The following is a 23,432-nucleotide window of genomic DNA, read 5'->3' as shown; positions in this document are numbered from 1 at the left end:
GATCTCCACCGACCCGACACCCCGACCGGGGACCTGGGCCGCTATCGCCGGCCAGCCGACCTCGCCGAGGCGCTCGGCATCCTCGCCGACGATCCCGACGTCCTCCTCGTCGCCGGCGCCACCGACTGGGGCGTCGAGGTCAACATCAAGGGCGTGCGCGCGAAGTCGCTGCTCGCCATCGACCGTCTGCCCGAGCTGCGCGGCATCCGACGCACCGCCGACCACATCGAGATCGGCGCCGCTCTGACCCTCAGCGAGGTCGAACGCGGGCTCGCCGGCAGCGTGCCGCTGCTCGGCAAGCTCTTCCCGCAGTTCGCCTCCCGCCTCATCCGCAACGGGGCGACGATCGGCGGCAACCTCGGCACCGGGTCGCCGATCGGGGACACCCCGCCGGCCCTCCTCGCCCTCGAAGCCGAGCTCGTGCTGGCCTCGCGCGACGGTGAGCGCACCGTGCCCCTGGCCGACTACTTCACCGGCTACCGGCAGACCGTGCGGCAGCCCGGCGAACTCATCTCGGCGGTGCGGATCCCCCTGCCGCTGGCACCCCTGACGTCGTTCCAGAAGATCGCGAAGCGGCGCTTCGACGACATCTCCTCCGTCGCGATCGGCTACGCCGTCGACGTCGTCGACGGGGTGGTGGCGAAGGCCCGGATCGGCCTCGGCGGAGTGGCCGCGACACCGCTGCGGGCCCGGGCGACGGAAGCCGAGCTCGAAGGCCGGCCCTGGACGCTCGAGACCGTCCACGCGGCGGCAGAGACGCTCGCCGCGGAGGGCACGCCGATGGACGACCACCGGGCGAGCGCGCAGTACCGCACGGCGATGCTCCGCTCCTCCCTCGAGCGCTTCTATGCCGAACAGCTTAACGCGATGACCGAGGAGGCCGGACGATGAGCCAGCTGTCCCAGCGCCCCGCCGACCCCGTCGTCGGCGAGAGCCACCACCACGAAAGCGCGTTCGGCCACGTCACCGGCGCCGCCCTCTACACCGACGACCTCGTCGGGCGCCTCACCGGCGTCCTCCACGCATTCCCGGTGAGGTCCGAGCACGCGCACGCCCGCCTCGACTCCCTCGACACCGCACCCGCCCTCGCGGTGCCCGGGGTCGTGCGGGTCATCACCGCCGCGGACATCCCCGGCGTCAACGACCAGGGTGTCAAACACGACGAGCCGATGCTGCCCGTCGACGAGATCATGTACTTCGGCCAGCCCCTGGCCTGGGTCCTCGGCGAGGATCTCGAAGCCGCGAAGGCCGGAGCGCAGGCGGTCACCGCCGAGGTCACCCCGCTGCCCTCGCTCGTCACCGTCCCCGAGGCGATCGCCGCCGGCAGCTTCCACGGCATCCAGCCGACGATCGACAAGGGCGACGTCGACGGGGCCTTCGCCGACGCCGCGCACGTCTTCGCAGGGGAGTTCGAGTTCGCCGGCCAGGAGCACTTCTACCTCGAGACCCAGGCTTCGCTCGCCCACGTCGACGAGAACGGCCAGGTCTTCATCCAATGCTCGACCCAGCATCCGACGGAGACCCAGGACATCGTCTCCCACGTCCTCGGGATCCCCGCCAACGAGGTGACCGTCCAGTGCCTGCGGATGGGCGGAGGGTTCGGCGGCAAGGAGATGCAGCCCCACGGCTATGCCGCCCTCGCCGCCCTCGGTGCGAAACTCACCGGCCGACCCGTGCGGCTGCGGCTCAATCGGACCCTCGACATCACGATGACCGGCAAGCGCCACGGCTTCCACTCGACGTGGCGGATCGGGTTCGACGACGACGGGCGGATCCTCGCCCTCGAGGCGACGCTCACCGCCGACGGCGGATGGAGCCTCGACCTCTCCGAACCCGTGCTCACCCGCGCGATGTGCCACATCGACAACGCGTACTGGGTGCCCAACATCCGCGTCCACGGGCGCATCGCGAAATGCCACAAGACCTCGCAGACGGCGTTCCGCGGGTTCGGCGGACCGCAGGGGATGCTCGTCATGGAGGACATCCTCGGCCGCGTCGCCCCGCAGCTGGGCATCGACGCCGCCGAGCTGCGCCGGCGCAACTTCTACCAGGCCGGACAGGACACCCCGTACTACCAGCCGGTCCGCCATCCCGACCGGATGGAGGCGTGCTGGGATCAGGTGCTCGCCGCCGGCGACGTCGCGACCCGGCGGGCGGAGATCGAGGCGTTCAACGCCACCCGCGACGACGTCAAGCGGGGGCTGGCGATCACGCCGGTGAAGTTCGGGATCTCCTTCAACCTCACCGCCTTCAACCAGGGCGGGGCCCTCGTCCTCGTCTACAAGGACGGCTCCGTCCTCGTCACCCACGGCGGCACGGAGATGGGGCAGGGCCTGCACATGAAGATGCTCCAGGTCGCCGCGACGAGCCTCGGGGTGCCGCTGTCGACGGTGCGGCTCGCGCCCACGCGCACGGACAAGGTCCCCAACACCTCGGCGACGGCGGCGAGCTCCGGCTCCGACCTCAACGGGGGAGCGGTCAAGGACGCGTGCGAGCAGATCCTCGGTCGGCTCAGGCACGTCGCCGCGGGCCTCCTCGGGGCGCCCGCCCACGAGGTCGAGATCAGCCGCGGCATCGTCAGCGCACTCTCGTCGGCGAAGACGATCACGTGGGAGGAGCTTGTCAACACCGCGTACTTCCAGCGGATCCAGCTCTCGGCCTCCGGCTTCTACCGCACCGAGGGACTTCACTGGAACCTCTCGGAGATGCGCGGGGAGCCGTTCAAGTACTTCGCGTACGGGGCGGCCGTCAGCGAGGTCGAGGTCAGCCGCTTCGACGGCTCGTACACGCTGCGCCGCGTCGACATCGTCCACGACGTCGGGGATTCGCTCTCCCCGCTCATCGACCTCGGCCAGATCGAGGGCGGCTTCGTCCAGGGCGCCGGGTGGCTCACGCTCGAGGACCTGCGCTGGGACGACAGCGACAAGCCCAGCCGCGGACGGCTGGCGACGCAGGCGGCGAGCACGTACAAGATCCCGAGCTTCTCCGAGATGCCCGAGGTCTTCAACGTCGCGCTGCTGGAGAAGGCCCATGAGGAGGGCGCGGTCTACGGTTCGAAGGCCGTCGGCGAACCCCCGCTCATGCTCGCCTTCTCCGTCCGCGAGGCCCTGCGGGAGGCCGTCGGCGCCTTCGGGGCACCGGGCACCGTCGTCGAACTCGCATCCCCGGCGACCCCGGAGGCCGTGTTCTGGGCACTCGAGGCCGTCCGCTCCCGGGAGCCCGTGCCGTCATGACCTGGATGGACACCGCAGCCGAGCTTCGCAGCGCTCGGGTGCCGGCCGTCCTCATCACCCTCGCCTCGGTCCGGGGGCACGCTCCCCGGGAAGCCGGCGCGAAGATGATCGTCTCCGCCGAAGACCTCTTCGGGACCATCGGTGGGGGCAATCTCGAGATGACGGCCGTCACCCGTGCCCGCGAACTCCTCGACGGCGGGGAGAGCGAACCCGAGATGCTCAGCCTGCGGCTCAACGACAAGGCCCCGGCGCAGTACGGGCGGCAGTGCTGCGGGGGAGAGGTCACCCTCCTCCTCGAACCGCTGCCCGTGCCCGCCGTCGTCGCGATCTTCGGGATCGGCAACATCGGGCTCGAACTCACCCGCATCCTCGCCCGCCACGACATCGACCTCCATGTGTCCGATTCGCGGCCCGAGCAGCTGAGCGAACTCGACCATCTCGAAGCCCCGGTGGCCGCCGTGACCCGCCACTTCGCCGTCGTCGGCGAAGAGGTGCTCATGAGTCTGCCCGCCGGCGCGCACGTGCTCATCATGACCCACGACCACGCCGAGGACCTCCACCTCTGCGCCGCCGCGCTCACGCGGGGGGACCTCGGCTCCATCGGCCTCATCGGCTCGAGCGCGAAATGGCAGCGCTTCCGCCGGGCCCTCCAGACCGAAGGGCATGCGCCCGAGGCCGTCGACACGATCATGTGCCCGATCGGCCTGCCCGCAGTCAGCGGCAAGCGCCCGGCGACGATCGCCGTGAGCGTCGCCGGCGACCTGCTCAGCCGCCTGCCCTGACCATTCCACCTTCCACACTTCAGGAGTCCACCCCATGCAGATCTTCCGTGCCCGCATCCTCGACACCCCGACCGATCCGTTCACCGGCGGCACCCTGCGCAGCGACGCCGATGTCGCGCTCGTCGTCGACGCCGGCCGCATCGTCGCCCGCACCGACTTCGCAACCGCCAGGGAGCGCCACCCCTACGCCGAGGTCGTCGACCTCCGCTCAGGGGTCCTCCTGCCCGGGTTCGTCGACACCCACGTCCACTACCCGCAGGTCCGGGCGATCGGCCACCTCGGCAAGCCGCTCCTCGACTGGCTCGACGAGGCGGCCCTGCCCGAGGAGTCGAAGCTCGGCGACGACGCCTACGCCCGTGCCGTGGCCCACGAGTTCCTCACCGGCCTGACCTCGGCGGGGACCACCTCGGCGATGGTCTTCGGATCGCACTTCGCCTCCGCCGTCGACATCCTCTTCGCCTCCGCCGCCGAGGTGGGGCTGCGGATGACGACGGGACTGGTCACCAGCGACCGCAACCTCCCCGAGGTCCTCCTCACCGACGTCGACCGCTCGGTGGCCGAGAGCCAGGAGCTCATCGACCGCTGGCACGGGAGAGGGCGGCTGCGCTTCGCGGTGACCCCGCGGTTCTCCTTCTCCGCCGGACCCGAGCTGCTCGCCGCCGGCGGCGGACTCGTCAGGGACAACCCGGGCATCTGGGTGACCTCCCACCTCAACGAGAACCGCGACGAGATCACCGGGGTCGCGCAGATCCATCCCGAGTCCCGCGACTACCTCGACACCTACGATCGGGCCGGGCTGCTGGGCGCGCAGACGATCCTCGCCCACAACGTCCACCCCACCGACCGGGAGCTGACGCGGATGGCCGAAGTCGGGGCGGCGGCCGCGCACTGCCCGACGTCGAACTCCGCGCTCGCGAGCGGCTTCTTCCCGCTGCGCCGCCACCTCGACGCCGGGGTGAGGGTCGCGCTCGGCTCCGACGTCGGCGCCGGCATCGGGTTCTCCCTGCTCAAAGAGGGCGTGCAGGCGTACTTCATGCAGCAGCTCGACCCGGCCGGGGGAGTCCCGCTGACGTCGACACACCTCCTTCACCTCGCGACGACGGCCGGGGCCGCAGCGCTCGGATTGGACGCCGAGGTCGGGGACCTGTCGGTGGGCAAGCGCTTCGACGCCGTGTGGATCGACCCCGCGGCCGGGCAGCCGCTCGACGTCGGCATCGCGCATGCGGGCTCCGAGGAGGACGCGCTGGCGACAATCTTCGCCCTCGGCACCCCCGCCGACGTCTCCCGCGTGTGGATCGACGGCGAGCTCGTCAAGGGCTGAGCGTCCGGCGTCAGGGTCTTGACTCTCCGCGCCGACGATGCGTATGCTGATTTCATCCAACGGAAACTAACTTCCGTAATACGGAAACTCGCAGAGTCGCGAAGGAGACCCCGATGTCGTTCGACTTCACTCAGGCAGACAGCTACATCCTCAACTGCTCCACCCTGCTCACCGAACTCCCGGTGCTCGAGCGCGCCCAGGCGGCGAAGGACGCAGGCTTCGACAAGGTCGAGTTCTGGTGGCCCTTCGACGGCAATCCGACCCCGAGCCAGGACGAGGTCGACGCCTTCGTCGCCTCGCTCGAGGACGCCGGGGTCGAGCTCAAGGGGCTGAACTTCTGGGCCGGCGACATGGCCGGCGGGGACCGCGGGATGATCTCGATCCCCGGCGCGCAGGCCGACGTCGCCGCGAACGCGGCCATCGTCGCCGAGATCGGCCGCCGCACCGGCTGCCGGGCGTTCAACGCCCTCTACGGCCTCCGACTCGACGACTCGACCCCGGAGGAGCAGGACGCCGTGGCGCTGGAGAACCTCGCCGTCGTCGCCGCCGCGGTCGAGGGCACCGTCCTCGTCGAGCCGATCTCCGGGGCAGAGGCCTACCCGCTCAAGACCGCGGCGGAGGCCGCCGCCGTCGTCGAGCAGGTGCGGGCCGCAGGCACGGAGAACATCGCCGTCCTCGCCGACTTCTACCACCTCGCCGTCAACGGCGACGACGTCGCCGCGGCCATCGAGACCGGGGCCGCGAGCTTCGGACACATCCAGATCGCCGACGCCGAGGGCCGCGGGGCACCGGGCACCGGGCAGCTTCCGCTCGAGGCCTGGATCGCCCGCTCGCTCGAGCTCGGCTACTCCGGCGGCATCGCGCTCGAGTACAAGCAGGACCGCGACACCGCCTTCGCGTGGCTCGCCCGCTGACCAACCGACTACGACCAGTAAGGACTTCCATCATGAGCACTACAATCGGATTCATCGGACTCGGCATCATGGGACTGCCGATGGCGAAGAACCTTGTCAAGGCCGGTTTCACCGTCCGCGGCTACAACCGGACCCCGGCGAAGGCGCAGGAGCTCGCCGCCGCCGGCGGTGAGGCCGCGGACTCGATCGCCGAGGCGGTCGCCGGCGCCCAGTTCATCATCACCATGGTCCCCGACTCACCCGATGTCGAGGCCGTGCTCACCGGCGACGACGGCATCCTCGCCGCAGCCGACGCCGGTGCGACGTGGATCGACTTCTCGACGATCCGCCCCGATGTCGCCAAGGCGCTCGCCGCCCAGGCGAGGGAGGCCGGCCTCAAACCGCTCGACGCTCCCGTCTCCGGCGGCGAGCCCGGCGCGATCGACGGCGTGCTCTCGATCATGGTCGGCGGGGAGGAGGCCGACTTCGACGCCGCCGCGGACGTCTTCGACGCCGTCGGCAGGACGATCGTCCGCGTCGGACCCTCCGGCTCCGGGCAGACCGTCAAGGCCGCCAACCAGCTCATCGTCGCCGGCAACATCGGGCTCCTCGCCGAGGCGGTCGTCTTCCTCGAGGCCTACGGCGTCGAGACCGCCTCAGCGCTCCAGGTCCTCGGCGGCGGTCTCGCCGGATCGAAGGTGCTCGAGCAGAAGGGGCAGAAGATGCTCGACCGCGAGTTCGCCCCCGGCTTCCGCCTCGCGCTCCACCACAAGGACATGGGCATCGTCACCGCCGCCGCCCGCGAGGCCGGCGTGACGATCCCGCTCGGCGCCGCCGTCGCCCAGCTCGTCGCCGCCACCGTCGCCCAGGGCAACGGCGGCCTCGACCACTCGGGTCTCCTCACCGTCGTCGAACAGCTCTCCGGTTCGGGCGACACTGCCGCCGGCGACACCGCCTCGGCGCGGGAGACCACGGCAGAGGAAGGGGCGGCGTGATGACGAGAATGCGCGCAGTCGACGCGATCGTCCTCATCCTCGAGAAGGAGGGCGCGACCGAGACCTTCGGCCTGCCCGGTGCCGCGATCAACCCGCTCTACTCGGCGATGCGGGCCCATGGCGGCATCCGCCACACGCTCGCCCGCCACGTCGAGGGCGCCTCGCACATGGCCGACGGCTACACCCGGGCTGCGGCCGGCAACATCGGCGTGTGCCTGGGCACCTCGGGCCCGGCCGGCACGGACATGATCACCGGACTCTACGCCGCCGCCGCTGACTCCCAGCCGATCCTCTGCATCACCGGGCAGGCGCCGGTGGCCGTGCTCGACAAGGAGGACTTCCAGGCCGTCGACATCGCCGCGATCGCCGCACCCGTGACGAAGATGGCGAAGACCGTCCTCGAAGCCGGTCAGGTGCCCGGCGCGTTCCAGAAGGCGTTCCAGCTCATGCGCTCGGCCCGCCCCGGACCCGTCCTCATCGACCTGCCGATCGACGTCCAGCAGACGGAGATCGACTTCGACATCGACACCTACGAACCGCTCGGGGTCGACAAGCCGGCAGCCACCTCGGCGCAGGCGGAGAAGATCCTCGATCTCATCGCCGCGGCCGAGCACCCGCTCATCATCGCCGGCGGCGGGATCATCAATGCCGACGCCGCGGATCGTCTCGTCGAATTCGCCGAACTCACCTCGATCCCCGTCTCGCCGACGCTCATGGGGTGGGGGACGATCCCCGACAGCCACCCGCTGGCCGCCGGCATGGTCGGCATCCAGACGCATGTGCGCTACGGCAACGCCTCGTTCCTCGACTCCGACCTCGTCATCGGGATCGGCAACCGGTGGGCCAACCGCCACACCGGCGACCTGGCCGTCTACCGCAAGGGCCGGACGTTCGTCCACATCGACATCGAGCCGACGCAGATCGGGCGCGTCTTCGCCCCGGACTACGGCGTCGTCTCCGATGCCGGTGCCGCCCTCGACGCCCTGCTCACGGCCGCGCGGGCACGGAAGGCCTCCGCAGCGCTGCCGGACTTCACGGAGTGGGCGAACGCGTGCACGGCGCGGAAGGCGACGGAGCACCGGAAGACGAACTACACGGAGAAGCCGATCAAGCCGCAGCGTGTCTACCAGGAGATGAACGCGGCCTTCGGCGAGGACGTCACGTACGTCTCGACGATCGGGCTCAGCCAGATCGCCGGCGCGCAGATGCTCCACGTCTACCGGCCCCGGCACTGGATCAACGCCGGCCAGGCGGGTCCGCTCGGCTGGACGGGCCCGGCGGCGCTCGGTGTCGCGAAGGGCAAACCGGGGGAGACGGTCGTCGCGCTCTCCGGCGACTACGACTTCCAGTTCATGATCGAGGAGCTCGCCGTCGGGGCGCAGCACCGGATCCCCTACGTCCACGTCGTCGTCAACAACTCCTACCTCGGTCTCATCCGGCAGTCGCAGCGCGGGTTCGAAATGGACTATCAGGTCTCGCTCGCCTTCGACAACATCAACGCCTCGGGAGAGTCCGCAGGCTACGGCGTCGACCATGTCGCCGTCGCACAGGGGCTCGGCTGCAAGGCGCTGCGAGTCGAGGATCCCGAGCTCATCGGCGAGGGGCTGCGGGTGGCCAAGGAGCTCATGGAGGAGCACCAGGTGCCCGTCGTCGTCGAGATCATCCTCGAGCGCGTCACGAACATCTCGATGGGTCTCGCGCTCGACGCGATCAACGAGTTCGACGTCCTCGCGCAGACCCCGGCCGACGCCCCGACGGCGCTCACCCCGCTGGGCGGTCTCGTCGGCGCGAAGTGAGGAGCACCGCACCGGTGCTTCGGTATACCATGGCCCCGTGAGCGGGGCAGCCGACGGTCGGCGGGACACTGAGTCGTCGGGACACTGAGGAGGAATCCATGAGCACACCCACCACTGCGACCGATGCCGGGACCGGCACCGAAGCGGTCGATCTCATCATCCGCGCCCGCCGGGCGATCCTGCCCGGCGGCGTCGGACCCGCCGAGGTGGCGGTCAGGGACGGCGTCATCGTCGCCGTCGCCGCCGACGGCAATGACCTTGAAGCGACCGCCTCGGCGGACACGCGGATCGTCGAGGTCGACGACACCCGCGTGCTCCTGCCTGGGCTCGTCGACACCCACGTCCACGTCAACGACCCCGGCCGCAGCGAGTGGGAGGGATTCGCCTCGGCGACCCGGGCCGCGGCCGCCGGCGGGGTGACGACGATCGTCGACATGCCACTCAACTCCCTGCCGCCGACCGTCGACGTCGCGGCGCTGGAGACGAAGCGGGCCGTCGCCGGGCCCAAGGCCTTCGTCGACGTCGGCTTCTGGGGTGGGGCGATCCCCGGCAACCGCGAGGATCTGCGCCCCCTCCACGACGCCGGGGTCTACGGGTTCAAGTGCTTCCTCGAGGACTCCGGAGTCGAGGAGTTCCCGCCGCTGACGCCTGCGGAGATGACGGAGGATCTGACCGAGATCGCGAGTTTCGACGGTCTCCTCATCGTCCATGCCGAGGACCACGGCGTCATGGCCACCGCGCCGACGGCGCACGGGCAGAAGTTCGCCGACTTCCTCGCCTCGCGGCCGCGCGAGGCCGAGAACGTCGCGATCGCCCACGTCATCGAGGCGGCGCGGGAGACCGGCGGGCGGGCCCACATCCTCCACCTGTCCTCGGCCGATGCCCTGCCGCAGATCGCCGCGGCGAAGGCCGAGGGGGTCAGGCTCACCGTCGAGACGTGCCCGCACTACCTCGTCCTCACCGCCGAGGAGATCCCCGACGGGGCGACGACCCACAAGTGCTGCCCGCCGATCCGGGAGGAGTCCAACCGCGAGGCGCTGTGGCAGGGACTCATCGACGGGACCATCGACTGCATCGTCTCCGACCACTCGCCGTCGACGGCCGAGCTCAAACTCCTCGACTCCGGTGACTTCGGTGCCGCGTGGGGTGGGATCTCGTCTCTGCAGCTCGGTCTCTCGCTCGTGTGGACGGAGGCGGCACGGCGCGGCATCGATCTCGCCGAGGTGGTCCGCTGGATGTCCGCGGCCCCCGCCGCCGTCGCCCGCGTCGCCGGCAAGGGCGCGATCGCCGTGGGCGGCGACGCCGACTTCGCCGTCTTCGCCCCCGACGAGGAGTGGACGGTGTCGGCGACCGAGCTCTACCACCGCAACCAGATCACCGCATACGATCAGCGCGTCGTCCGCGGCCGGGTCACTGACACGCTGCTCGGCGGCGCTCCCGTTGACTTCACGGTCCCCCACGGCCGGCTCCTCACCGCCCGCTGACCGCGGAGCGGCCCCAACAGCCCTCCGGGCACCCAGCGACATCGCTGAGCGCCCGGAGGGCTGTCCTGCGTCAGACGTGTCGGGTCAGACGTCGAGGGTCTCGCGGAGGCGCCGGACGTGGCCGTCGGCGGAGACGTTGTACTCGGCGAGGCTGAGGGCACCCGACTCGTCGACGACGAAGGTCGAGCGCAGCGTGCCCTCGACGGTCCGATCGCCGATCGTCTTCTCCCCGTAGCTGCCGTAGGCCTTCGCGACGGCCGCATCCGGGTCGGAGAGCAGCGGGAAGGTCAGCGATTCGTCCGCGGCGAAGGCCTGGAGCGCCTCGGGGCCGTCGGGGGAGACCCCGAGCACCTCGAAGCCCGCCGCGGTCAGCGACGCGAGGTTGTCGCGGAAGTCGCACGCCTCGGTCGTGCAGCCGGGCGTCGCCGCCTTCGGGTAGAAGTAGAGGATGAAGCGCTTGCCTGCCAGGTCCGCCTTCGAGTGGGTCTGTCCGTTCGCGTCCTGCAGGGAGAAGTCCGGTGCCTGCTGTCCGACCGTGAGTGTGTTCGCCATGATCAGTGCCCTTTCTGTTGGTGTCCGGCCGCCACGAGTGCACACGCGTGCGCGGCGGTCGCTTCGATGAGCTCCTCGGCGCGGGCCGAGAGTTCGGGGAGGTCCGCCGGCCCGGGCGCGATCGAGAGCGCGGCGGTGATGCCGGCCTCCCGGCACTCGGCGGGGGTGAGTCCGACGCGTCCGGCGACGACGATGATGCGCGCCGAGGCGGGGCTGTGGTCCCGCACGGCCGCGACGACCTTGCCCCCGAGCGACTGGGAGTCGAACGACCCCTCGCCGGTGAGGACGAGGTCGGCGCCGGCGAGGGCCGCGGTGAGCCCGACGGCCTCGGCGACCATGCGCGAGCCCGGGACGACCTCGGCGCCGAGGAGGGCGGTGAGCGCCAGCGGGATCCCGCCGGCGGCCCCGAACCCGGGGGTCGCGGCATGCTCGCTGCCGAGCACCTCGGCGAAATGGGCGAGGTTGTCATCGAGGCGCGTCACGGTCACGGCATCGGCGCCCTTCTGCGGGCCGAAGACGGCCGCTGCCCCGCGCGGGCCGGTGAGCGGATTGTCGACGTCGACGGCGATGCGCCAGGTCACGGTGCGGGCGCGCGGGTCGAGACCGGAGGCGTCGACGGCGGCGAGGGCGGAGAGTCCGCCGCCGCCGGGGGCGATCGGCTCCCCGGCGGAGTCGGTGAGGGCGGCGCCGAGGGCCGCGACGATCCCGGCCCCGCCGTCGGTGCTCGCCGAACCGCCGATGCACAGGAGGATCTCGTCGACGCCGTCGTTAAGGACCTGGGCGGCGATGAGGCCGACGCCGTACGTCCCGGCGCGTTCGGGGTCGAGGGGGACGTCGGAGACCTGGGGGAGGCCGTTGGCCTGGGCGGCTTCGATGACCGCTGTCCTGCCATCGGCGGAGAGTCCGTAGCGGGCGGTCGCCGGACGGCCGAGGGCGTCGACGACGTCGACGGTGCGCGCCGGCGTGCCCCACACCGCGAGGAGGGCCTCGAGGGTGCCCTCGCCGCCGTCGGCGAAGGGCAGCTCGGTGATCGTCGCGGCCGGGAAGGCCTGCCGGGCCCCGCGCGCGAGCGCCGCCGCGGCCGCGGGTGCGCCGGCGGAGCCCTTGAAGGAATCGGGGGCGCAGACGATCGTCGGAGTCATAGCCACATTCAACCTCACCGATTCTCTCGACACCACTGTCGCCGGCACCGAAGTCGGCGCCGTCAATATCCATGATACGGAAGAAATTTTCCGAAATCGACCACTGGAGGCGGAAAACGGATTTGACATCCCGGCGAGACGCAGGCCACACTCGTGGAAACGAATGGAAGAGAACTTCCGAGATGCGAAACGAGGTCGATGTGGACCTGATCGAATTCGATCGGCTGCCGGCGGGCGAGGCCCGCGACGTGCTGCGCCCGTGCCTCGACGTCGACCGCTGGATCGACACCGTCGTCGCCGGTCGCCCCTTCGAGTCGGTCGCGACGGCCGCCGAATTCGCCCGCACCGCCGCCTCACCCCTGCAGCCGCAGGAGATCGAAGCCGCGCTGACCCATCATCCCAGGATCGGGGAGAAAGCGGAAGGCGATTCCGCCGAGGCGGCCCATTCCTCCCGTGAGCAGGCGGGCCTGGGTGCGCTCGAGACCGACGTCGAAGAGCGTCTGCGCGCCGGCAACGCCGCGTACGAGGAGCGCTTCGACCGGGTCTTCCTCATCCGCGCCGCAGGCCGCACGCCTGCGGAGATCCTCTCCGAACTCGACCGCCGGATGGCCAATTCCGATGACGAGGAGATCGCCGAGGTGGGCGCTCAGCTCATCGAGATCGCCGTCATCCGCCTGGAAGGAATCCTCTCGTGAGCTTCATCTCCGCCCATGCCCTCGACTCGACCGCCGGCACCCCCGCCGCCGACCTCGCCGTGACGCTGCTCAGCGGTGAGGAGACGCTCGCGCAGGCGCGCACGGATACCGGCGGGCGGGTCTCCCAGCTCGGCCCCGAGACGCTCGAGCCCGGCACGTACCGGATCGTCTTCGGCACCGGCGAGTACTTCACCGCCCGTGGCCAGGACCACTTCCACCCGCAGGTGACGATCGACTTCACCGTCGCCCCGGGTGAGACCCACTACCACATCCCGCTTCTGCTCAGCCCCTTCGCCTACAGCACGTATCGGGGCAGCTGAGGCCCGCACATCGTCATCAGGGGAAGCAGGCCCCCTGCAGGATCTCCATCCTCAACAAACCGCCGAAGCCGACCGGGAGACAACCGCCGGCCTCGTGAGATATCCGGGCTGCCGCGCGTGCGCGGCGGCACTACGAGGAGTACGCAATGAGCACTGTGAAACTGACGACGAACCAGTACGGCAAGGCGGAGAACCGTCTCATGCGGGTCTACCGCGATTCGGACCGCCATGAGATCCGCGACCTCAATGTCACCTCCCAGCTGTGGGGCGACTTCGAGACCGCGCACACCGAGGGCGACAACGCACACGTCGTCGCCACCGACACCCAGAAGAACACGATCTTCGCGAAGGCCAAGGAGCTCGGCGTGTCCTCGCCCGAGCAGTTCCTCCTCGGGCTCGCCGACCACTTCACCGGCAGCTTCGACTGGGTGAGCGGCGGACGCTGGGAGGCCGAGGAGTTCGGCTGGGACCGCATCAACGACCACGACCACTCGTTCTACCGGGCGGCCCCGGAGATCCGCACGGTCGTGCTCACCCGCGACGGTGAGACGGACACGCTGATCTCCGGCTTCCGCGACCTCACGGTGCTCAAGACGACGGAGTCGGGCTTCGTCGGCTACCCGAAGGACAAATACACGTCCCTGCCGGAGACCGAGGACCGGATCCTCGCGACCGACATCGCCACCCGGTGGATCTACAACACCACGGACCTCGACTTCGACCAGACGTATGAGAAGGTCAAGGGCATCATCCTCGAGGCGTTCACCGACCACTACTCGAAGGCCCTCCAGCAGACCCTCTACATGATGGGCGAGAAGGTCATCAGCGAGGTCCCGGAGATCGACGAGATCCGCTTCTCGTGCCCGAACAAGCACCACTTCCTCTACGACATCGAGCGCTTCGGCCTCGAGAACCCCAACGAGGTCTTCATCGTCGCCGACCGTCCCTACGGCCTCATCGAGGCGACCTTCACCCGTGACGGGGTGGAGGAGTCGACGAGCGCCTGGACGAACATCGCCGGGTTCTGCTGACCCGTTCCAATCACCACCGAGGCGGGACGGCCGTTCCTGCGCCGTCCCGCCTCGGTGCCGCACCCTTCGGACCCGCCCCTGACCGCGGTGGGCCACTGAGAGGCAAACCCCTATGACCGCACTGTCATCACGCCCTGATGCCGCCCTGTCCACGAGTCCCGCCGACGAGGAGGTCGACGAATGGCTCGAGTCCTGGGAGGGACTCGTCGCCGCCCGCGGCACCGCGCGGGCGGGAGAGATCATGGACGCGCTGCGCCGCCGCGCGGCGACGAACTCCGTAGCCGCACCCAAGGTCACGACGACCGACTACGTCAACACGATTCCCGCCGACCAGGAGCCGACCTACCCCGGTGACGAGCGGCTCGAGCGCCGCTACCGGAAGTGGCTGCGCTGGAACGCCGCGATGCTCGTCCACCGCGCGCAGCGCCCCGACGTCTCCGTCGGCGGCCACATCTCGACATACGCCGGGGCCGCGACCCTCTACGAGATCGGGCTCAACAACTTCTTCCGCGGCCAGGACCATCCCGGCGGCGGCGACCAGGTCTTCTTCCAGGGCCACGCCTCCCCGGGGATGTACTCCCGGGCGTTCCTCGAGGGCAGGCTCACCGAGGCCCAGCTCGACGGCTTCCGCCAGGAGGCCTCGCGGGCCCCGCACGGCCTGAGCTCGTATCCGCATCCGCGGCTCATGCCCGAGTTCTGGCAGTTCCCGACCGTGTCGATGGGCCTCGGCCCGATCAACGCGATCTACCAGGCGCAGATGAACCGCTACCTCCACCACCGGGGCATCGCCGACACGAGCGACCAGCGGGTGTGGGCGTTCCTCGGCGACGGGGAGATGGACGAGCCCGAATCGCGCGGGGCCCTCCAGCTCGCGGCGAACGAGGGCCTCGACAACCTCACCTTCGTCGTCAACTGCAACCTCCAGCGCCTCGACGGGCCGGTGCGCGGCAACGGCAAGATCGTCCAGGAGCTCGAGGCGACCTTCACCGGGGCCGGCTGGGACGTCATCAAGGTCCTCTGGGGCCGGGAATGGGACGAGCTGCTCGCCGCCGACCGCACGGGAGAGCTCGTGCGCATCATGAACGAGACCCTCGACGGGGACTACCAGACGTTCAAGGCCGAGTCCGGCGGGTTCATCCGCGACAACTTCTTCGGCCGCTCACCGGTGACGAAGAGCCTCGTCGAGCACCTGAGCGACGACGACATCTGGAACCTCAAGCGCGGCGGCCACGACTACCAGAAGGTCTACGCCGCCTACGATCGGGCGGTCGCGGTGACCGGCAGGCCGACGGTCATCCTCGTCCAGACGGTCAAGGGCTACGGGCTGGGCACGAGCTTCGAGTCGCGCAACGCCACGCACCAGATGAAGAAGTTCACCGCCGCCGACATCAAGGTCTTCCGCGACCGGATGGACATCCCGATCAGCGACAAAGTCATCGACGACGATCCCTACGCCGTGCCCTACTATCATCCGGGCGCGGGCGACGAGGCGATCGAGTACCTTCTCGAGAAGCGGCGGAGCCTCGGCGGCTTCGTCCCCGAACGGCGGCGCTCCCGCTCGCAGATCTCCCTGCCCGCGGTCAGCGACAAGGCGTTCGCGCAGGCAGCGAAGGGCTCGGGCCACCAGCAGGCGGCGACGACGATGGCCTTCGTCCGCCTGCTCAAGGACCTCATGCGCGAGAAGGGCGTCGGCGAGCGGATCGTGCCGATCATCCCCGATGAGGCCCGCACCTTCGGCATCGACGCGTTCTTCCCGACGGCGAAGATCTACAACCCCAACGGCCAGAACTACCTCGCCGTCGACCGGGAGCTCTTCCTCTCCTACAAGGAGGCCCCGACCGGGCAGCTCCTCCACGTCGGCATCAACGAGGCGGGGGCGGCGGCCGGGTTCACCGCGGCGGGCACCGCGTATTCGACGCACGGGCAGCCGATGATCCCGATCTACGTCTTCTACTCGATGTTCGGCTTCCAGCGCACCGGCGACGCGTTCTGGGCGGCGGCGGACCAGATGACCCGCGGGTTCATCATCGGCGCGACCGCAGGGCGGACGACCCTGACCGGGGAGGGGCTCCAGCACGCCGACGGGCACTCGCCGGTGCTCGCGGCGACGAATCCGGCGCTGCGGATCTACGATCCCGCGTACGGCTACGAGATCGCCCACATCGTCCGCGACGGCCTCCACCGGATGTACGGCGAGCACGACCTCGGCGACGATGAGCGCAACGTCATGTACTACCTCACCGTCTACAACGAGCCGATGCTCCAGCCGGCCGAGCCCGAGGACGTCGACGTCGATGGGATCCTCGCAGGCCTCCACCGCATCGCCGAGGCGGGGGCCGGTGCGCCGTCCGACGCCGGTACCCAGCGGCCGCAGGCTCAGCTGCTCGCCTCGGGCGTGGCCGTGCCGTGGGCGCTCGAGGCCCGCGAGCTGCTCGCCGCCGACTGGGGCGTCGACGCGGCCGTGTGGTCGGTGACGTCGTGGGCGCAGCTGCGCCGAGAGGCGCTCGACTGCGAGGCGCAGCGTCTCCTCGACGTCGAGGCGGAGCCGCGCGTGCCGTATGTGCGCCGGCGCCTCGGGGCAGAGCCGGGGCCGATCATCGCGACGAGCGACTTCGATTCGACCCAGCCCGATCTCCTCCGGCCGTTCCTCACCCAGGACTTCGCGACGCTCGGTGCCGACGGCTTCGGCTTCTCCGACACCCGGGCCGCGGCGCGCAGGCACTTCAGGATCGATGCGCACTCGATGGTCGTGCGCACCCTGCAGCTCCTCGCCGACCGCGGTGAGGTCGACGAGAGGGCACCGGTCGAGGCCGCGGCGACGTACCGCCTCGGCGAGGTCACGGCGGGCACCTCGGGCACCGCCGGCGGGGACTCCTGAGGCTCAGGCCCCGGGCTGCATGTCCGCGCTGATCTGCTCGGCGACCGAGCGCAGGAGCGGGATCGCGCGGGCGGCGAAGTCGTCGTCGACGCGGCTGATCGGGCCGGACACGGAGATCGCGAGCGGAGAGGGGGCACCGGGCACCGACATCGCGAAGCAGCGGACGCCGAGCTCCTGCTCCTGCTCGTCGATCGAGTACCCGCGCTGCCGGATCCGCTCGAGCTCGGCCTCGAGCTCCCCCAGGGTGCCGATGCTGTGCTCGGTCGGCGTCGGCATCCCGGCGGTCGCGACGATGCTGCGGACCTGCGCGGGGTCGAGCTGCGCGAGGATCGCCTTGCCGACTCCCGTGTCGTGCATGTGCGTGCGCCGGCCCACCTCGGTGAACATACGCATCTGCCGGTCCGAGGCGACCTGATCGACGTAGACGACCATGTCGCCGTCGAGGGTCGCGACGTTCGCCGACTCCCCGAGTTCGGCGACGAGGGTGCGCAGGTGGGGGCGGGCGATCGCGCCGAGCTGCGCGCCGGCGAGGTTGCCGAGGCGGACGAGGCCGGGGCCGAGCGCGTACCCGCGGTTGGGCAGCTGCCGGACGATGCCGAGGCTGACGAGCGTGCCGAGGAGACGGTGGATCGTCGGCAGCGGCAGGTTGACGTCGGCGGCGATGTGGCTGAGCGTCGCCGACCCGGCGGAGTTCGCGATGCACTCGAGGAGGCCGAATGCGCGTTCGACGGATTGGACTCCGCCCTTGGTCTGGCGGACCGCAGGGGTCTCGGCGTCGTTCGTGGTCATCCGTTGTCCTCTTCCTCGAAGTGGGCGACACTTCCGCACAGTCTAGCGTCGAATGGAAGAAAGTTTCCGTTCGGCGCCGTCGCCCGCTAGATATTCCGCAATACAGAAGCTAACATCCATAATACGGAAATGATTCCATCAGAGAGGATGACAGTCATGGCTGTTCCCAGCCCCGGATACTCCATCACCCTGCGTGTGGCCACCGCCGTCGGCCAGTCGTCGACGTCCGATCTCGTCGCGGCCGCGGCGAAGACGGGAGCGGGCATCACCGCGCTCGACGTCGTCGAATCCACCCCCGACACCGTCGTCATCGACGTCAGCGCCGACACCCGCGACGTCCCCCACGCCGAGGAGGTCGCGAGCGAACTCGGATCCCTGCCCGGCGTCGACGTCAGGAAGGTCTCCGACCGCACCTTCCTCCTCCACCTCGGCGGGAAGCTCGAATCGACCCCGAAGGTCCCGCTGCGCAACCGCGACGACCTCTCCCGCGCCTACACCCCGGGGGTCGCCCGCGTGTGCAAGGCGATCGCTGAGAACAAGGACGACGCCCGGCGCCTGACGATCAAGCGCAACACCGTCGCCGTCGTCACCGACGGCACGGCGGTGCTCGGGCTCGGCGACATCGGCCCCGAGGCCGCGATGCCGGTCATGGAGGGCAAGGCCGTGCTCTTCAAGCAGTTCGCCGGAGTCGACGCGTGGCCGGTCGCGCTCGATACGAAGGACACCGAGGAGATCATCGCGATCTGCAAGGCGATCGCCCCGGCCTACGGCGGGATCAACCTCGAGGACATCTCCGCGCCCCGCTGCTTCGAGATCGAGCGGCGCCTGCGCGAGGAACTCGACATCCCCGTCTTCCACGACGACCAGCACGGCACGGGCATCGTCACGCTCGCGGCGCTGAAGAACGCGCTCACCGTCGTCGGCAAGGACATCGGCGACGTCCGCATCGTCGTCTCCGGCGTCGGTGCCGCCGGCCACGCCATCATCCGTCTCCTCCAGGTCGCCGGCGCCCGGACGATCATCGCATGCGGACGCGACGGGGCGATCGGCCCGAACTCGACGGTCGACACCGAGCACAAGCGGTGGCTGCAGGAGAACACGAACCCCGAGGGGTTCACCGGAACACTCAAGGAGGCGGTCGTCGGCGCGGACGTCTTCATCGGCGTCTCCGCCCCGAACATCCTCGACGGCGCCGACATCGCGGCGATGAACGAGGGCGCGCTCGTCTTCGCGATGGCCAACCCCGACCCGGAGGTCGACCCCGCCGAGGCGCTCAAGCACGCCGCGGTCGTCGCCACCGGGCGCAGCGACTACCCGAACCAGATCAACAACGTCCTCGCGTTCCCCGGCATCTTCCGCGGCCTCCTCGACGCCGAGGCCACCGATGTCGACGAGAACATCATGGTCGCCGCCGCCGACGCGATCGCCTCGTGCATCGCGCCCGAGGACCTCCACCCCGGCTACGTCATCCCCTCCGTCTTCGACCCGGAGGTCGCGAACAGGGTCGCCGAGGCGGTCGCCTCGGTGTCGAAGTGAGTCGGAGGGTGCTGAGATCAGACATGAGCGACAATGGGGTGATCCCGGCATCGTGGCCGGACTCACGCCGACAGACAGGGAAAGAGGAACAGTGAAGCAATCCACGCTCGATGACATCGATGCTCTCCTCACGGACACCGACGAGGTGCTGAGCACGCGTTATCCGGGCGATCGGGACGTCCGCCAACCCATCCACACGGTCTACGTCCCAGGTCACCAGGTCACCCCGACACTGCCGCGGGAGTGGGGTGAACAGGCGCTGGCGGCCGTCGAGGCCGGCGGCGGCATGGTCCAACTGGCCGAACGCGTCATCGTCGCCTCCCGCAAGGAGATGGGGGAGAGCTTCGGGGCGACCCCGCCGAGCCTCCACCAGGTCGCCAGAGAGGCCGAGCAGCTCGCCGAGGCGGTGACGACGAAGCTTGCGACCGAGCCGATCGAGGATCTGCGCATCGACTTCGAGGACGGGTTCGGCGACCAGGGCGACGCCGCCGAGGACGCGGCCGTCATCGCGGCCGCGCGCACCGCGGTGGCCGGTCGCGCCGAGACCGGGGCGCCGGCCTTCGTCGGCATCCGGTTCAAGTCGCTCGAGGCCGCGACGCGGGCGCGCGGACTGCGCACACTCGACCTCTTCGTCACCGAGGTGCTCGCCGCGAACGGGGGAGCGCTGCCGACCGGGCTCGTGCTCACCCTGCCGAAGGTGAGCACCGTCGACCAGGTCAGCGCCATGGTGCTCGCGGTGCGCAGCCTCGAGGAGGAGCACGGCCTGCCCGCCGGATCGATCACCTTCGAGGTCCAGGTCGAGACCCCGCAGATCGTCCTCGGCGCCGACGGCACCGTGCCGCTGACCCGGGCGCTCGACGTCGGGCAGGGCCGGATCACCTCCCTCCACTACGGGACGTACGACTACTCGGCCTCGCTCGGCATCGCCGCGGCCTATCAGTCGATGGAGCACCCGGTCGCGGACTTCGCGAAGAACCAGATGCTCCTCGCCGTCGCCGGGACCGGGGTTCACCTCTCCGACGGGTCGACGAACATCCTCCCGGTCGGCGACCCCGAGGCGATGCACCAGGCGTGGAGCCTCCACGCCCGCCTCGTCCGCCGCCACCTGCGCCGCGGCATCTACCAGGGCTGGGACATGCACCCGCACCAGCTGCCGACCCGGTTCCTCGCGACCTTCCGGTTCTACCGGGAGGGCCTCGAGCTCGCCGCCGCCCGCCTGCGCAACTACGTCCACGCGACGGATTCGGCGGTCCTCGACGAACCCGCGACGGCGAAAGCGCTCGCCCGCTACCTCAGCCGCGGCCTCACCTGCGGCGCCCACACCCCCGACGACATCGCCGAGCGCACCGACCTGTCGGCCGGCGACCTCGAGCTGCTCGCCCGGACGGGAACGCTGACCGGTGAGCCGCTGTCCACGACGACGAAGGAGACGCACGCATGACCACCTACTGGGCCCCGACCGGGGGACACCCACCGCAGACCGATCTGCTCACCGACCGGGCGATCGTCACCGAGGCCTACACCGTCATCCCGCGCGGCGTCCTGCGCGACATCGTCACCTCGGCGCTGCCGGAGTGGACGGACACGCGGTCATGGGTGCTCTCGAAGCCGGTGGCCGGGGGCGCGGTGACGTTCTCGCAGACGATCCTCGAGGTCGCGCCCGGCGGCGGGTCGGAGGCACCGGAGCCGCAGCAAGGGGTCGAGGGCTTCCTCTTCCTCATGGCCGGCGAGCTCACCGTCACCCACGAGGGCACCGCACATGTCCTCACCCCCGGCGGGTTCGCGTACCTGCCGGCCGGGTCGGCGTGGAGTGCGCGCTCGACCGGCACCGAGGCGGCCCGCTTCCACTGGGTGCGCAAGCGCTACCAGCCGGTTGCGGGGCTGACCCCGGAGGCGGCCTTCGGCAACGAGGCCGACGTCGAGCCCGCAGCGATGCCGGGCACCGACAACCGGTGGCGGACGACGCGGCCGCTCGATCCGGCGAACCTCGCCTACGACATGCACGTCAACATCGTGACGTTCGAACCCGGGGCGGTCATCCCGTTCGCGGAGACGCACGAGATGGAGCACGGGCTCTACGTCCTCGAGGGCAAGGCCGTCTACCGCCTCAACGGCGACTGGGTCGAGGTCCAGGAGGGCGACTTCATCTCGATGCGCGCGTTCTGCCCCCAGGCCTGCTATGCCGGTGGTCCCGGGCGCTTCCGCTACCTGCTCTACAAGGACGTCAACCGGCAGGTCGAGCTCTAGGACTCCGGGACTCAGGGACGACTGCCGCCCTGCGGCTCGGATGAGCGGCAGGGCGGCAGGGGCTCCGTCGAACTGGAGCGCCTCAGATGAGCTGGAGGGTGCGGGCGGTGTATTCGGAGAGCTCGGTGAGCAGGGTCTCGTCGTCGGCGAGGTCACGGCCGAGCGAGGGCACCATGTCCTTGAGTGCCGGCTCCCAGCCGTCGTACTGACGCGGGAAGCACGTCTTGAGCAGGCCGAGCATGATCGCCACGGCCGTCGAGGCTCCGGGAGAGGCGCCGAGGAGGGCGGCGATCGAGCCGTCGGCCGAGGACACGAGTTCCGTGCCGAAGCCGAGGACGCCGCCCTTGCCCGGGACGTTCTTCATCACCTGGACGCGCTGACCGGCCTGGATGAATTCCCAGTCGGAGGGGTCGACGGAGGGGATGAACTCGTTCATCGACTCGAAGCGGGCCTTCTTCGAGGCCGCGAGCTCCGAGAGGAGATAGGTGACGAGGTCGGTGTTGTCCTTCGCGACGCCGAGCATCGTGCCGAGGTTGTTGCCGCGCACGGAGAACGGCAGGTCGGTGAAGCGGCCCTGCTTGAGGAACTTCGGGGAGAACCCGGCGTAGGGGCCGAAGAGCAGGTACTCGTTGCCGTCGACGACGCGGGTGTCGAGGTGGGGCACCGACATCGCCGGGGCGCCGAAGGACGCCTGACCGTAGACCTTCGCCTGGTGGCGGGCGACGAGGTCGGGGTTGGCGGTGCGGAGGAAGATGCCGGAGACGGGGAAGCCGCCGTAGCCGCGGCCCTCGGGGATGCCGGACTTCTGGAGCAGCGGCAGGGCGCCGCCGCCGGCGCCGATGAAGACGAACTTCGCCCCGATCTTGTGCGTCTCGCGTGAGAGCAGGTCGCGCACGGTGACGGTCCAGCCGTCGGAGGAGCGGTCGAGGTCGGTGACCTGGTGGCTCGTGCGGATCGTCGCGCCCTTGTCGGCCATGTAGCGCAGCAGCTGGCGGGAGAGCGACCCGAAGTCGACGTCGGTGCCGATCTGCGTGCGGGAGATGCCGTTGACCTGCCCGGGGCCGCGGCCCTCGAACATCAGCGGCAGCCATTCGGCCTGCGTGGCCGGGTCGTCGGTGAACTCCATCTCGGCGAACAGCGGGTTGCGCACCATCTGCTCACGACGGTTCTTGATGTAGTCGCGTCCCTTCTCGCCACGTCCGTAGCTGATGTGCGGGACCTGGTTGATGAAGTTCTTCGGTTCGGGGAGGACGCCGTTGTCGACGAGGTGCGACCAGTACTGGCGTGAGTGGTGGAACTGCTCGTTGATCTGCGCGGCCTTCGTCAGGTCGATGTGGCCGTTCGCGTCCTCAGGGGTGTAGTTGAGCTCGCAGAGAGCGGCGTGGCCGGTGCCGGCGTTGTTCCAGGGGTCGGAGCTCTCCTTCGCGACATAGTCGAGCTTCTCGTAGACCCGGATGTCCCATTCGGGCTGGAGTTCGGTCAGCATCGCGCCGAGGGTGGCGCTCATGATGCCGCTGCCGATGAGGACAACGTCGACCTTTTCCTGCGTTGAGGGCATTTCCACTCGCAATCTTCGTCAGAGGCGTGAAGTATCGACCTTCAGACTACTCCGAGCACAGGTTCAACCCGAAGTCGGGGGACGGGCGCACCGGTGTCAGGAGACGAGGATCACGCTCAGTGGCAGTGCCATCCCCAGCCGACGTCGTGGCAGCGGCCACCCGGGTCCGAGGGCGTCGGC

The 23,432-nt window shown here is 70.1% G+C and carries 19 protein-coding genes; 15 read left to right on the top strand and 4 right to left on the bottom strand.

Features of this window, described 5'->3' with window-relative positions:
- From FFS20_RS15205 to allB, 8 genes are all read left to right on the top strand, one after another.
- A partial coding sequence (locus FFS20_RS15205) for an FAD binding domain-containing protein (protein WP_212743356.1) occupies positions 1 to 891 on the top strand: 891 nt, incomplete at its 5' end.
- Positions 888 to 3,233, top strand: coding sequence for a xanthine dehydrogenase molybdopterin binding subunit (gene xdhB / locus FFS20_RS15200; RefSeq protein ID WP_137826669.1), 2,346 nt, complete (start codon positions 888 to 890; stop codon positions 3,231 to 3,233). The genes FFS20_RS15205 and xdhB, both read left to right, overlap by 4 nt.
- A 5-nt stretch (positions 3,234 to 3,238) precedes the next feature.
- The gene (xdhC, locus tag FFS20_RS15195) at positions 3,239 to 4,015 is read left to right on the top strand and encodes a xanthine dehydrogenase accessory protein XdhC (RefSeq protein ID WP_137826670.1); all 777 of its coding nucleotides are present in this window, start codon (positions 3,239 to 3,241) and stop codon (positions 4,013 to 4,015) included.
- Between the two features lie 34 nt (positions 4,016 to 4,049).
- On the top strand, positions 4,050 to 5,336 hold the full coding sequence (gene guaD / locus FFS20_RS15190; RefSeq protein WP_137826668.1) for a guanine deaminase: 1,287 nt from the start codon (positions 4,050 to 4,052) through the stop codon (positions 5,334 to 5,336).
- A 113-nt stretch (positions 5,337 to 5,449) separates the two neighbouring features.
- A complete protein-coding gene (locus FFS20_RS15185; protein WP_137826667.1) occupies positions 5,450 to 6,250 on the top strand; it encodes a TIM barrel protein in 801 nt (266 codons plus the stop codon).
- Positions 6,235 to 7,224 (top strand): 2-hydroxy-3-oxopropionate reductase, encoded by a 990-nt coding sequence (locus tag FFS20_RS15180; RefSeq protein ID WP_249356888.1) that lies wholly within the window; start codon positions 6,235 to 6,237, stop codon positions 7,222 to 7,224. The genes FFS20_RS15185 and FFS20_RS15180 overlap by 16 nt, the downstream gene beginning before the upstream one ends.
- A complete protein-coding gene (gene gcl / locus FFS20_RS15175) occupies positions 7,224 to 9,020 on the top strand; it encodes a glyoxylate carboligase (RefSeq protein WP_137826665.1) in 1,797 nt (598 codons plus the stop codon). Before FFS20_RS15180 ends, gcl begins: the two co-directional genes overlap by 1 nt.
- 98 nt (positions 9,021 to 9,118) lie before the next feature.
- On the top strand, positions 9,119 to 10,504 hold the full coding sequence (gene allB / locus FFS20_RS15170; RefSeq protein WP_137826664.1) for an allantoinase AllB: 1,386 nt from the start codon (positions 9,119 to 9,121) through the stop codon (positions 10,502 to 10,504).
- 84 nt (positions 10,505 to 10,588) lie between these two features.
- Here allB and FFS20_RS15165 read toward each other — a convergent pair whose 3' ends face one another.
- On the bottom strand, positions 10,589 to 11,056 hold the full coding sequence (locus tag FFS20_RS15165; RefSeq protein ID WP_137826663.1) for a peroxiredoxin: 468 nt from the start codon (positions 11,054 to 11,056) through the stop codon (positions 10,589 to 10,591).
- Between the two features lie 2 nt (positions 11,057 to 11,058).
- Positions 11,059 to 12,198 (bottom strand): glycerate kinase, encoded by a 1,140-nt coding sequence (locus FFS20_RS15160; RefSeq protein ID WP_137826662.1) that lies wholly within the window; start codon positions 12,196 to 12,198, stop codon positions 11,059 to 11,061.
- A 200-nt stretch (positions 12,199 to 12,398) separates the two neighbouring features.
- On the opposite strand from FFS20_RS15160, the gene uraD reads away from it, so the two are divergent.
- The 4 genes from uraD (at position 12,399) to aceE (ending at position 17,122) form a co-directional block, all read left to right on the top strand.
- Positions 12,399 to 12,893 (top strand): 2-oxo-4-hydroxy-4-carboxy-5-ureidoimidazoline decarboxylase, encoded by a 495-nt coding sequence (gene uraD, locus FFS20_RS15155; RefSeq protein WP_249356887.1) that lies wholly within the window; start codon positions 12,399 to 12,401, stop codon positions 12,891 to 12,893.
- Positions 12,890 to 13,213: a hydroxyisourate hydrolase gene (uraH, locus tag FFS20_RS15150; RefSeq protein ID WP_137826660.1), complete on the top strand. Its 324-nt coding sequence runs from the start codon at positions 12,890 to 12,892 to the stop codon at positions 13,211 to 13,213. Before uraD ends, uraH begins: the two co-directional genes overlap by 4 nt.
- Before the next feature lie 146 nt (positions 13,214 to 13,359).
- On the top strand, positions 13,360 to 14,244 hold the full coding sequence (gene pucL / locus FFS20_RS15145) for a factor-independent urate hydroxylase (protein WP_137826659.1): 885 nt from the start codon (positions 13,360 to 13,362) through the stop codon (positions 14,242 to 14,244).
- Positions 14,245 to 14,356: 112 nt separating this feature from the next.
- Positions 14,357 to 17,122 carry a pyruvate dehydrogenase (acetyl-transferring), homodimeric type gene (aceE, locus tag FFS20_RS15140; RefSeq protein WP_137826658.1) on the top strand — a complete coding sequence of 922 codons (2,766 nt, stop codon included), beginning with the start codon at positions 14,357 to 14,359 and terminating at the stop codon, positions 17,120 to 17,122.
- A 3-nt stretch (positions 17,123 to 17,125) separates the two neighbouring features.
- On the opposite strand, the gene FFS20_RS15135 is transcribed toward aceE, so the two are convergent.
- The gene (locus FFS20_RS15135; protein ID WP_137826657.1) at positions 17,126 to 17,911 is read right to left on the bottom strand and encodes an IclR family transcriptional regulator; all 786 of its coding nucleotides are present in this window, start codon (positions 17,909 to 17,911) and stop codon (positions 17,126 to 17,128) included.
- 156 nt (positions 17,912 to 18,067) lie between these two features.
- On the opposite strand from FFS20_RS15135, the gene FFS20_RS15130 reads away from it, so the two are divergent.
- From FFS20_RS15130 to FFS20_RS15120, 3 genes are all read left to right on the top strand, one after another.
- Positions 18,068 to 19,447 (top strand): NAD-dependent malic enzyme, encoded by a 1,380-nt coding sequence (locus FFS20_RS15130; RefSeq protein ID WP_137826656.1) that lies wholly within the window; start codon positions 18,068 to 18,070, stop codon positions 19,445 to 19,447.
- 91 nt (positions 19,448 to 19,538) lie between these two features.
- Entirely contained in the window at positions 19,539 to 20,888 is a 1,350-nt protein-coding gene (locus tag FFS20_RS15125) for an aldolase/citrate lyase family protein (RefSeq protein ID WP_137826655.1), read from the top strand.
- Positions 20,885 to 21,694, top strand: coding sequence for a bifunctional allantoicase/(S)-ureidoglycine aminohydrolase (locus FFS20_RS15120; RefSeq protein ID WP_137826654.1), 810 nt, complete (start codon positions 20,885 to 20,887; stop codon positions 21,692 to 21,694). The genes FFS20_RS15125 and FFS20_RS15120 overlap by 4 nt, the downstream gene beginning before the upstream one ends.
- An 82-nt stretch (positions 21,695 to 21,776) precedes the next feature.
- Here FFS20_RS15120 and mqo read toward each other — a convergent pair whose 3' ends face one another.
- Positions 21,777 to 23,252 (bottom strand): malate dehydrogenase (quinone), encoded by a 1,476-nt coding sequence (gene mqo / locus FFS20_RS15115; RefSeq protein ID WP_137826653.1) that lies wholly within the window; start codon positions 23,250 to 23,252, stop codon positions 21,777 to 21,779.
- Positions 23,253 to 23,432: the final 180 nt, after the last annotated feature.

The organism is Brevibacterium sp. 2SA (assembly GCF_005502845.1).
In the GTDB taxonomy this organism is placed as follows: Bacteria; Actinomycetota; Actinomycetes; order Actinomycetales; family Brevibacteriaceae; genus Brevibacterium.
The sequence above is the reverse complement of the archived record's forward strand: the minus strand, read 5'-3'. Positions and strand labels throughout refer to the sequence as shown.

Coding starts and splice junctions, on each gene's coding strand:
- xdhB (WP_137826669.1), top strand. CDS start 888: ATGAGCCAGCTGTCCCAGCGCCCCGCCGACCCCGTCGTCGGCGAGAGC.
- xdhC (WP_137826670.1), top strand. CDS start 3,239: ATGGACACCGCAGCCGAGCTTCGCAGCGCTCGGGTGCCGGCCGTCCTC.
- guaD (WP_137826668.1), top strand. CDS start 4,050: ATGCAGATCTTCCGTGCCCGCATCCTCGACACCCCGACCGATCCGTTC.
- FFS20_RS15185 (WP_137826667.1), top strand. CDS start 5,450: ATGTCGTTCGACTTCACTCAGGCAGACAGCTACATCCTCAACTGCTCC.
- gcl (WP_137826665.1), top strand. CDS start 7,224: ATGACGAGAATGCGCGCAGTCGACGCGATCGTCCTCATCCTCGAGAAG.
- allB (WP_137826664.1), top strand. CDS start 9,119: ATGAGCACACCCACCACTGCGACCGATGCCGGGACCGGCACCGAAGCG.
- FFS20_RS15165 (WP_137826663.1), bottom strand. CDS start 11,056: ATGGCGAACACACTCACGGTCGGACAGCAGGCACCGGACTTCTCCCTG.
- FFS20_RS15160 (WP_137826662.1), bottom strand. CDS start 12,198: ATGACTCCGACGATCGTCTGCGCCCCCGATTCCTTCAAGGGCTCCGCC.
- pucL (WP_137826659.1), top strand. CDS start 13,360: ATGAGCACTGTGAAACTGACGACGAACCAGTACGGCAAGGCGGAGAAC.
- aceE (WP_137826658.1), top strand. CDS start 14,357: ATGACCGCACTGTCATCACGCCCTGATGCCGCCCTGTCCACGAGTCCC.
- FFS20_RS15135 (WP_137826657.1), bottom strand. CDS start 17,911: ATGACCACGAACGACGCCGAGACCCCTGCGGTCCGCCAGACCAAGGGC.
- FFS20_RS15130 (WP_137826656.1), top strand. CDS start 18,068: ATGGCTGTTCCCAGCCCCGGATACTCCATCACCCTGCGTGTGGCCACC.
- FFS20_RS15120 (WP_137826654.1), top strand. CDS start 20,885: ATGACCACCTACTGGGCCCCGACCGGGGGACACCCACCGCAGACCGAT.
- mqo (WP_137826653.1), bottom strand. CDS start 23,252: ATGCCCTCAACGCAGGAAAAGGTCGACGTTGTCCTCATCGGCAGCGGC.